General features: G+C 42.4%; 19 protein-coding genes. All 19 read right to left on the reverse strand.

What is annotated here, in order from left to right; genetic code table 11:
* Nucleotides 1-95 precede the first annotated feature (95 nt).
* The 19 genes from rplO to rplC all read right to left on the reverse strand — a co-directional run bounded on the left by rplO (nucleotide 96) and on the right by rplC (nucleotide 8,975).
* Nucleotides 96-551, reverse strand: a complete 456-nt coding sequence (gene rplO / locus EMIN_RS07120; protein ID WP_012415564.1) for a 50S ribosomal protein L15 — start codon at nucleotides 549-551, stop codon at nucleotides 96-98.
* A gap of 13 nt (nucleotides 552-564) precedes the next feature.
* The gene (gene rpsE / locus EMIN_RS07125) at nucleotides 565-1,143 is read right to left on the reverse strand and encodes a 30S ribosomal protein S5 (RefSeq protein ID WP_012415565.1); all 579 of its coding nucleotides are present in this window, start codon (nucleotides 1,141-1,143) and stop codon (nucleotides 565-567) included.
* Nucleotides 1,144-1,158: 15 nt separating this feature from the next.
* Nucleotides 1,159-1,524, reverse strand: a complete 366-nt coding sequence (gene rplR, locus EMIN_RS07130) for a 50S ribosomal protein L18 (RefSeq protein WP_012415566.1) — start codon at nucleotides 1,522-1,524, stop codon at nucleotides 1,159-1,161.
* 2 nt (nucleotides 1,525-1,526) lie between these two features.
* Nucleotides 1,527-2,081: a 50S ribosomal protein L6 gene (gene rplF, locus EMIN_RS07135; RefSeq protein WP_012415567.1), complete on the reverse strand. Its 555-nt coding sequence runs from the start codon at nucleotides 2,079-2,081 to the stop codon at nucleotides 1,527-1,529.
* A gap of 18 nt (nucleotides 2,082-2,099) precedes the next feature.
* Nucleotides 2,100-2,492, reverse strand: a complete 393-nt coding sequence (gene rpsH / locus EMIN_RS07140; RefSeq protein WP_012415568.1) for a 30S ribosomal protein S8 — start codon at nucleotides 2,490-2,492, stop codon at nucleotides 2,100-2,102.
* A gap of 107 nt (nucleotides 2,493-2,599) precedes the next feature.
* A complete protein-coding gene (locus tag EMIN_RS08640) occupies nucleotides 2,600-2,785 on the reverse strand; it encodes a type Z 30S ribosomal protein S14 (RefSeq protein ID WP_012415569.1) in 186 nt (61 codons plus the stop codon).
* A gap of 13 nt (nucleotides 2,786-2,798) precedes the next feature.
* Nucleotides 2,799-3,377, reverse strand: a complete 579-nt coding sequence (gene rplE, locus EMIN_RS07145; protein ID WP_012415570.1) for a 50S ribosomal protein L5 — start codon at nucleotides 3,375-3,377, stop codon at nucleotides 2,799-2,801.
* A gap of 12 nt (nucleotides 3,378-3,389) precedes the next feature.
* A complete protein-coding gene (rplX, locus tag EMIN_RS07150) occupies nucleotides 3,390-3,695 on the reverse strand; it encodes a 50S ribosomal protein L24 (protein WP_012415571.1) in 306 nt (101 codons plus the stop codon).
* A 1-nt stretch (nucleotide 3,696) separates the two neighbouring features.
* On the reverse strand, nucleotides 3,697-4,065 hold the full coding sequence (gene rplN / locus EMIN_RS07155; protein ID WP_012415572.1) for a 50S ribosomal protein L14: 369 nt from the start codon (nucleotides 4,063-4,065) through the stop codon (nucleotides 3,697-3,699).
* A 29-nt stretch (nucleotides 4,066-4,094) separates the two neighbouring features.
* Nucleotides 4,095-4,364 carry a 30S ribosomal protein S17 gene (gene rpsQ / locus EMIN_RS07160; RefSeq protein ID WP_012415573.1) on the reverse strand — a complete coding sequence of 90 codons (270 nt, stop codon included), beginning with the start codon at nucleotides 4,362-4,364 and terminating at the stop codon, nucleotides 4,095-4,097.
* Between the two features lie 8 nt (nucleotides 4,365-4,372).
* A complete protein-coding gene (rpmC, locus tag EMIN_RS07165) occupies nucleotides 4,373-4,576 on the reverse strand; it encodes a 50S ribosomal protein L29 (protein WP_012415574.1) in 204 nt (67 codons plus the stop codon).
* A 3-nt stretch (nucleotides 4,577-4,579) separates the two neighbouring features.
* Entirely contained in the window at nucleotides 4,580-4,990 is a 411-nt protein-coding gene (rplP, locus tag EMIN_RS07170) for a 50S ribosomal protein L16 (protein WP_012415575.1), read from the reverse strand.
* A gap of 14 nt (nucleotides 4,991-5,004) precedes the next feature.
* Nucleotides 5,005-5,724 carry a 30S ribosomal protein S3 gene (rpsC, locus tag EMIN_RS07175; protein ID WP_012415576.1) on the reverse strand — a complete coding sequence of 240 codons (720 nt, stop codon included), beginning with the start codon at nucleotides 5,722-5,724 and terminating at the stop codon, nucleotides 5,005-5,007.
* Nucleotides 5,725-5,727: 3 nt separating this feature from the next.
* On the reverse strand, nucleotides 5,728-6,084 hold the full coding sequence (rplV, locus tag EMIN_RS07180) for a 50S ribosomal protein L22 (protein WP_012415577.1): 357 nt from the start codon (nucleotides 6,082-6,084) through the stop codon (nucleotides 5,728-5,730).
* A 17-nt stretch (nucleotides 6,085-6,101) separates the two neighbouring features.
* Nucleotides 6,102-6,386 (reverse strand): 30S ribosomal protein S19, encoded by a 285-nt coding sequence (gene rpsS, locus EMIN_RS07185; RefSeq protein WP_012415578.1) that lies wholly within the window; start codon nucleotides 6,384-6,386, stop codon nucleotides 6,102-6,104.
* Between the two features lie 2 nt (nucleotides 6,387-6,388).
* Nucleotides 6,389-7,228, reverse strand: a complete 840-nt coding sequence (rplB, locus tag EMIN_RS07190; protein WP_012415579.1) for a 50S ribosomal protein L2 — start codon at nucleotides 7,226-7,228, stop codon at nucleotides 6,389-6,391.
* Nucleotides 7,229-7,244: 16 nt separating this feature from the next.
* Entirely contained in the window at nucleotides 7,245-7,541 is a 297-nt protein-coding gene (gene rplW / locus EMIN_RS07195) for a 50S ribosomal protein L23 (RefSeq protein WP_012415580.1), read from the reverse strand.
* On the reverse strand, nucleotides 7,541-8,176 hold the full coding sequence (rplD, locus tag EMIN_RS07200) for a 50S ribosomal protein L4 (protein ID WP_012415581.1): 636 nt from the start codon (nucleotides 8,174-8,176) through the stop codon (nucleotides 7,541-7,543). Before rplD ends, rplW begins: the two co-directional genes overlap by 1 nt.
* Before the next feature lie 19 nt (nucleotides 8,177-8,195).
* On the reverse strand, nucleotides 8,196-8,975 hold the full coding sequence (gene rplC, locus EMIN_RS07205) for a 50S ribosomal protein L3 (RefSeq protein WP_012415582.1): 780 nt from the start codon (nucleotides 8,973-8,975) through the stop codon (nucleotides 8,196-8,198).
* Between the last annotated feature and the right edge of the window lie 36 nt (nucleotides 8,976-9,011).

Raw genomic sequence — 9,011 nt, forward strand, 5'->3', positions numbered from 1 at the left:
TAAAGATTAAACATTTGAAAATGTTTAGTTTGATACATCATTAAAATATATCCAACCAAACACCCGGGCCGCAAAACGGCCCGGGATATTTAAAACTATTTTTTCTCAATTACTGTCACAGAACCGCCGGCTTTTTCAATAGCCGCTTTTGCCGTGGCCGAGAAACCGTGCGCGGAAACTTTAAGCCCTTTTTTGAGCTCTCCGTTAGCAAGCACTTTTACTCTTTTGGCGCATTTAACCAAACCTAAAGTTTTCATCGTTTCAGGTGTGACTTCCTCACCGGCTTTGCAAGCTTTTTCCAAAGAACCGATATTTACATAATCAAATCTTTTTGCAAATGTCGCATTTGAAAAACCGCTTTTTGGCACTCTTCTGTAAAGGGGCATTTGACCGCCTTCTTTACTTTCTTTCTTTGTATTGCCGGAGCGTGAGGACTGGCCTTTCATACCTTTCGTGGCGCTGCGGCCCAAGCCGCTGCCTACGCCGAGACCGATTCTTCTTTTTGCTTTTCTAGACCCGTGTTTAGGGAAAAGTTCATTAAGTTTTACCATAGTCTAATCCCCCTTATTTGGCTTCCGCAGCTTCGGATTTAATTTCCGCCGCAGGCGTTGTTTTGCCTTTTAAAGCAAGAACTTCTTCTTTGCTTTTTAAGGTTTTTAACGCTTCCAACGTCGCGTAAACGAGGTTGCAGGCGTTTGTGCTGCCAAGACTCTTTGAAATAATGTTTTTAATGCCGGCCGCTTCTAATACCAAGCGTGCGCCAGCACCGGCGATAACACCGGAACCGGGCGCTGCGGGCTGCATCCAAACTGAGCTTGCGCCAAATTTGCCAATGGTTTCATGGGGAATAGTTTCATTGACAACAGGGAAAGTGATCATATGCTTTCTGGCATGTCCTTCCGCTTTATTAATAGCTAATTGGACCTGGTTTGCTTTGCCAATGGCAGCGCCTACTTTGCCGTTGCCGTTGCCGACTACGACGAGCGCTCTAAAACCAAATCTTTTACCGCCTTTAACAACCTTCGCGGTTCTGGCAACGTTGACTACCGTCATTGTGCCGTCTTCGGGTCTCCTTACTGGAAACTCGGCTCTTCTGCCTTTCGCTTCTTTTTTATTTTCTTTTTTATTTGTATCAGTAACCATTTTTACTCACCCGAATTAGAATTTTAAGCCCGCTTCTCTTGCAGCGTCAGCGAGGGCTTTAATTCTACCGTGATAAATCCTGCCACCGCGGTCAAACATAACTTCCGTAACGCCTTTATCAAGCGCTTTTTTAGCTATTATTTCGCCGAGGGCTTTCGCAGCTTCTATGCTTTTGGCTGAAGATTTAAATTTACCTTCAAGCTCTTTTGATAATGTCGTGGCGGAAACAATTGTTTTGCCTTCATTATCATCAATTACCTGCGCATAGAGATATTTCAAGCTTCTGTAAACAGAAAGTCTTGGTCTGCGAGCGCCGCCTTCCATAAGGTTTTTGCGGGTTCTTTCTTTGCGATATTGATATCTCTCTTGTTTAGTAGCCATAATTATTTGCCTCCTGCAGCTGTCTTACCGGCTTTTCTGGCGATATGTTCGCCCTGGTATTTAATACCGCTGCCTTTGTAGGGTTCGGGAGGTCTTACTCTTCTGATTTTAGCCGCAAAATCGCCGACTAAAAACTTGTCGCTGCCTTTGATTTCCAAAGTGTTGGTTTTACCGTCATAAGCGGCTGTTAAACCTTTGGGAATGTCAAAAATAACGGGGTGTGACAAACCTACTTCAATAGTAAGTTTTGTGCCGGCCACAATCGCTTTATAACCGAGACCATTGATTTCCAAAACTTTTGAAAAACCTTTATCAACGCCTTCTATAACATTAAAAACATTAGCGCGGGTTGTACCGTGAATGGCGTTTAAAAGTTTTTCTTTGCCTTTTTCTTCAATGCTGATGTTTAAAATGCCATTATCGATAACAGCTTTTAAACCTGAAGGAAGAGTATAGTTAAGTGAACCTAAAGGGCCTGTTGCCGTAAGTTCGGCGCCTTTAATGTCAACTTTAACTTTGCCCGGTATCTGAATAGGTTTTTTTCCAATTCTGCTCATATTATTTAACCTCTCCGATTACCAGACTTGGCAAAGAAGCTCGCCGCCAAGTTTTTTGGCTTTAGCTTCAGCGTCTGTCATAATGCCTTTGGATGTTGATAAAATTGTTATACCAAAAGCGCCGCGAACGCGGGGGATATCAGCATAAGAGCTGTAAACTCTCTGCCCCGGGCGGGAAACTCTTTTAAGACCGTTAATGATTACGTCATTCTCAGGCGTGTATTTAAGAAAAACTCTTACTACTCCGCCTTTTGTTTCATTATGCACGGCTTTGTAGTTGGCTATGTAGCCTTCTTCTTTTAAAACGCGTGCGATTTCTGTCTTAATTTTAGAAAAGGGAATGTCAACCTTTTCTTTTCTTTTCATATTTGCATTTCTTATTCTTGTTAAGAAATCTGATATAGGATCCATTGTGTATTCGGCTTCCAAAAACCATTTTCTGCATTTTTAATATTATACGGATTTGTTTAAATCCGCCTGCAGAGTTAGTTTCCGCTGTGAAGCCTCCTCCTTATAAATTACCAGCTAGACTTTCTAACACCAGGGATTAAACCTTGGTGGGCCATTTTTCTGAGGCATATTCTGCAAAGACCGAAATCCCTGTAATAACCTCTGGGACGTCCGCAAACCTGACATCTGTTATGATATCTGACTGCGAATTTTTGCGGTTTTGCCATTTTTGCAACCCATGCTTTTGTTGCCATATAAGACTGCTCCTTATTTCTTTTTAAACGGCAAGCCTAAGTAAGTAAGCAATAATCTGCCGCCGTTATCATCTTTAGCTGTGGTAACGAACGTAATGTTCATACCATGCGGTTTAGGTGATTTTTCAACATCCACTTCAGGAAAAATGTAATGTTCTTTAATACCTAAGTTAAGGTTGCCTTTGCCGTCGAAGCATTTTTCATTAAACCCCTGGAAGTCCCTTATGCGGGGGCAGGCGATTGAAATGAATCTGTCAAAAAAATCATACATTCTGTTACCTCTTAAGGTAACGCGAACGCCTATCGGCATGCCTTCTCTGAGTTTAAAGTTAGAGATTGATTTTTTTGCTCTTCTGATCTGCGTGGCCTGGCCTGCGATGCTTGTTAAATCATCTTTGCAGATATCAAGAACTTTTATATCTTCTCTAGCTTCGGGAACACCTATGTTAATAACAATTTTTTCAAGTTTAGGCGCAGCCATAACGCTTTTTAAACCTAAATCTTTCATAAGCGCGGGAAGAACTTTGCCGTTATACAAAGTTTTTATTCTGGGTTCATAACCCTTTGTTGTTTTCTTAGTTTCTGTTGTCATTTTTACTTAACCTTATTTAACGGTTTCTCCGCATTTGCGGCATACTCTAACCTTGGCACCATCGTTGGCGACAGTGTGTTTAGGCGTCATAGCTTTGTTGCATTTTTTGCATACAATCGCTACGTTAGAAATATGCAAAGGGGCTTCTACTTTAATAATGCCGCCTTTTTTGTTGCCCGCAGGCTTTTCATGCTTGCTGACAATGTTTACGCCAGAAACGATAACGCGGTTTTTAGAGGCTATTACTTCTTTAATTTCGCCTTTTTTACCTTTATCTTTGCCTGAGAGGATTACTACTGAATCATTCTTTTTTAACATATTAGATTACCTCCGGCGCGAGAGAAATAATTTTCAAGAAATTTTTGTCTCTGAGTTCTCTGGCTATAGGGCCGAAAACACGGGTGCCTTTAGGTTCGCCGTTTTCGTTGATAATGCAGACTGCGTTTTCATCGAAACGGATATAGGAACCGTCTTTTCTTCTTTTTTCTCTGGCCACGCGAACTACTACCGCGCGGACAACGTCGCCCTTTTTAATGCTTGATGTAGGGATCGCATCTCTGACGGAACACATAATAACATCTCCCAAAGTTGCGATATCCCTGTGGTGACCGCCGCGCACTTTAAAGCACTGGACTTTTCTGGCGCCGCTGTTGTCTGCCACATTGATAATACTTCTTAACTGAATCATAAGTTATAACTCCGTAAGGACTTTCCTTATTAATTTATGGCCTTTTCAACAATTTTAGAGAGTCTCCATCTCTTCATTTTGCTGATAGGTCTGGTGCTCATAATTTCTACTTTGTCACCAATTTTAGCTTCATTACCTTCGTCGTGCGCGTGGAATTTGGCAGCTCTTTTAAGAGTTTTGCTGTAAAGACCGTGTCTTACAAGTCTTTCAACTTCTACTACGCATGTTTTGTTACCTTTATCGGAAACAACGACGCCGGATAAAACTTTTCTTTTTCCACGAGTTTCTTTATTTTCCATATTTTCCTCTATTTAGCCTCTTGTTTTTCACCGATTAAGGTTTTCAACAGAGCAATCTCGCGTCTTACAGCCTTAATTTCCAACGGATTGGACAACGGCGTTGTGCTGTGTTTGAAAAGAAGATCAAATTTCTTTTCTTGTGCTTTTACGAGCATATCAGAAAGCTCTTTAACACTTTTCTTTTTTAAATTTTCTTTTTCTTTGGTCTTCATAAACTACCTTCTGGATACCAGTTTAGTTTTTATCGGCAATTTGTCAGAAGCCATTCTCATAGCTCGTTTGGTTGTATCAAGGTCTAAACCTTCTACTTCAAACAAAATATGTCCGGGCTTAACAACTGCTACCCAATGATCTGGGGCGCCTTTACCTTTACCCATTCTGGTTTCAGCAGGGTGTTTGGTTATTGCTTTATCGGGGAAAACTCTTGTCCACATTTTACCCTTCTTTTTAGCATAACGCGAAATTACGATACGAGCAGCTTCAATCTGTCTTGCCGTAACCCATTTAGGCTCAAGTGCTTTAAGACCGTATTCGCCGAAGGAGACTGTAGCGCCTCTTTTGGCAACGCCCTTAATGCGCGGAGCGGAAAACGGTTTTCTATACTTTACTCTTTTAGGCATCAACATAGTTATTCCTCTCCTTATTTAGCCTCGGTAACAGTTTCAGCTGAACCTGAGGGTGTTTCTGTAACTTCTCTGTGCTTTCTGAGCTCATGCAAAATCTCTTTAGGGGATTTAGCGAAGTGTGTTTTTTTGAAAATCCAGACTTTGCAGCCTATTTTACCGCTAATCGTCATAGCTTCGGCTGTGCCGTAATCAATTTCCGCGCAGAGTGTATGTAAAGGAACTCTTCCTTCACGTTTCCATTCCGTACGGGCGATTTCCGCGCCGCCTAGTCTACCTGAAACCATAATCTTAATACCGAGCGCTTTACCTGCTAAAGCTTTTTCTATGGCCTTTTTCATCGCCGCGCCGTAGTGCGCGCGTTTCTCAATCTGCATGCAGATTGACTGGGCCACTAAGCTAGCGTCAGTTTCAGGATTTTTGATTTCAACGACATTGACAAATGTTTTGCTGCCTGTCATTTTTTCTAAATCTTTTCTGAGCTGCTCAATATCAGCGCCTTTTTTACCGATAACAACACCCGGTCTGGCCGTATGTATGTTGATTCTTAAAAATGCGCCGGCTCTTTCAATACCTACAAAGCTTATCGCAGCCATTTTAAAGCGTTCTTCAATAAGCTCTCTAATGCGTTTATCCTCAATGATTAAGGCAGGCATATTTTTGGGAGCAAACCATCTGCTCTGCCAATCCTGGGTATAACCTAACCTTAGACCCTTGGGGTTAATCTTATGTCCCATAAGTTAACGTCCTCCCTTTTCGTCTGATACAACCACGGTTAGATGACACATGCTCTTTTTGTAGGGCATTGCTCTGCCTTGCGGGCCGGGCTGAATCCTTCTTAAATTGCTCATCGGGCCGATGTTAGCATAAGCTTCTTTAATATAAACTTTGCTAAGATCAAGCTTTTTGCCCGATTTAACCTCTAAGTTAGCTGCTGCGCTATGAACGGTTTTGTAGACAAGCTCGGCTGTTCTTTTTTCAATAAAAGGCAACATTTCTTCCGCTTTTTTAACGTTTTTGCCTCTGATTTGATCAAGCACTAAGCCTACTTTTCTGCTTCCGTGTCTTTGAAATTTTGCTATTGCAAAAGCTTCCATATCTTATAACCTCTCAATTACTTTAAGGCGGTGGATTCTTTCGTCATGCCACCATGTGTCTTAAATACTCTTGTGAAAGAAAATTCGCCGAGTTTATGGCCAACCATTCTTTCAGTGATGTATACAGGAAGGAATTTTTTGCCGTTATGCACCATAAATGTGTGTCCGATAAATTCCGGCACTATCGTGCATGCCCTTGCCCATGTTTTAATGGGTTTCTTTTCGCTGGAAGTATTCATTTTTTGAACCTTTTCCAACAGATTATTGTCTATAAAAGGACCTTTCTTTGTAGATCTTCCCATAATTATTTACCAGCCTTATTTTTTCTTCTATCGCTTACAATCATCCAATCCCATGACTTTTTGGGTCTGGTTTTTAAACCGCGGGAAGGCTGATTCCAAGGAGAGCGCGGTATGTTACCGCCCTTGCTGTGACCGCGGCCGCCGCCCATAGGGTGGTCAACTGCGTTCATTGCACTGCCGCGAACCGTAGGTTTTACGCCGCGATGTCTTTTTCTGCCCGCGTTGCCAATAACGATGTTATTGTGCTCGACGTTGCCAACCTGACCTATGCTCGCACAGCAAGCTATAGGAACAAGTCTTATTTCGCCGGACGGCATTTTGACGTGTGCATAGTCATTTTCTTTAGCCATAAGCTGGGCTTGTGAGCCGGCGCTTCTTACAAGCTGAGCGCCTTTGCCAACTTTAAGCTCTAATGCGTGGATAAAAGTACCTTCAGGTATATTTTTCAAAGGAAGGCAGTTACCCACTTTAATTTCTGCGTTGGGACCGGACATAACTTCATCGCCGATTTTTAAACCGACAGGGTGAATGATATATCTTTTATCTCCGTCTGCATAATGCAAAAGACAAATTCTTGCGTTTCTGTTCGGATCGTATTCAATGGTAGCCACTTTCGCGGGAACACCATATTTTTCTCTCTTGAAATCAATTTGTCTGTAAGCTCTTTTATGTCCGCCGCCGATGTGGCGTACCATAATCATACCGGTGTTATTGCGTCCGCCGGTTTTTCTTAAACCTTTAACAAGCCTCTTTTCAGGAGTTTTGGTTGTGATTTCAGAGAAATCGGCAACCGTAATGGTTCTCCTGGAAGGGGTGTAAGGTCTGAATGTCTTAATAGGCATAGTTTATAGTTTCTCCTTACTTCGCCGTCGCTTCAACGACGTCTATTTTGTCGCCTTTTTTGAGGGTTACGACCGCTTTTTTATAGTCGGCTCTTTTGCCGGCAAAGCGTCCCATACGATGTACTTTGCCTTTAATCGCGCAGGTGTTAATTTTTTCAACGGTAACGTTAAAAAACTTTTCTACCGCTGTAACAATTTCGCCTTTGCTCGCGTTTTTGGCAACTACAAAGCTGTATTTATTTTGTTCGTCTCTTAAAATTAAGCTCTTTTCTGTCAAAAGAGGCTTTTTTATGACTTCATATATCGTTTTCATTATTTTGCCTCCCCTGCAAAAGTGCTTTTGAGTGTTTCAAGAGCGTCTTTTGTGATAATGATTTTGCTGCTGTTAAGAACAACATAAGCATTAACGTCGGATGCAGGTATTAAGGAAAGACCGGCGATGTTTCTTGCTGACAAGAAAACTTTATTATCCGTCTTTTCTGTTGTTAAAACCAAAGGTTTTCTGCCTGCTTCCATGGCTTTTAAAGCCGTAGCTAAAACTTTTGTTTTGCTTTCTTTGATTCCGCCGTCGTTAAAAACAATAACGTTACCTTCTGCGTATTTCGCGGATAAAGCCTGTATTAAGGCAGCTCTGCGTTTCTGCGCGGGTAAGTACTGTCTGAAAGAGCGGGGGGTGGGGCCGAACGCGACGCCGCCGTGTCTCCAAATAGGAGAGCGCATGCTGCCGTGTCTGGCGCGGCCTGTACCTTTTTGCTTCCACGGTTTTTTGCCTGTGCCGGAGACTTCAGCCCTTGTCTTAACATCGGCTGTGCCTCTGCGCTGGTTGGCCAAAAACGCGGTTACGACTTCGTGCAAGAATGTCGGGTTAGGTTTTGCGGAAAAAAGAACTTCGGGCAATGCCGTTGTGCCTTCTTCTTTACCTTGAATATTAAAAACTTTTGTTTCCATATATTATCTTAGCTCCCTATTACTTCTTGTTAGCAGCTTTAGAGGCAGATATTTTCTGCACTATAGGAGCCACAATGTGTTTTCTAGTTTTGGAAGTTTCTAAAACAGATACGATTGTACCCTTTGCACCGGGAACTGAACCTTTTAAGAAAATAAGGTTATTTTCAGAATCTACTTTAATTACTTCGATTTTGGCCACTGTCTGGGTTGTGTTGCCGTAATGGCCCGCCATTCTCTGGCCGGAAAGAACTTTACCTAAAGATCTTCTGGAAGCAAGACCGCCCGGGGCTCTTTCTCTGTCCGAAGCGCCGTGTGACGCAGGCTGACCGGCAAAGCCGTGTCTTTTCATTGCGCCGGCAAAACCGCGGCCTTTTATTTTACCCTGGACGTCAACATAATCGCCGGGTTTAAAAATTTTATCGAGTGAAACGACTTGGCCTACTTCAAAACCTGTAACATCAGATACCCTGTGTTCTTTCATATGTCTGACGGGGGCCTGTGTTGTTTTCTTAAAAAAGCCAAGTTCCGGTTTATTAAGGGCTTTTTCCTTCACTTCGCCAAAACCAAGGCAGACAGCCGTATAACCGTCTTTTTCCTGTGTTCTGACACGTACAACTTTACAAGGACCTGCTTTTACTACAGATACTGCGTGTAAGTTGCCTTTTTCATCAAAGAGCTGGGTCATCCCCATTTTTTCTCCCAAAACGAACCTGAATGTTGCGGGAGTTTCTTTGACAGTTTCTGCGTTAGCTTGTGTTTCCACAGCGGCATTAGCAGCGTTTTGTGTGTTTTCTGTCATTTATTTTATTCCTTATTGTTTTCAACTTGCGCCTTA

It is taken from the genome of Elusimicrobium minutum Pei191 (assembly GCF_000020145.1).
Taxonomy (GTDB): domain Bacteria; phylum Elusimicrobiota; class Elusimicrobia; order Elusimicrobiales; family Elusimicrobiaceae; genus Elusimicrobium; species Elusimicrobium minutum.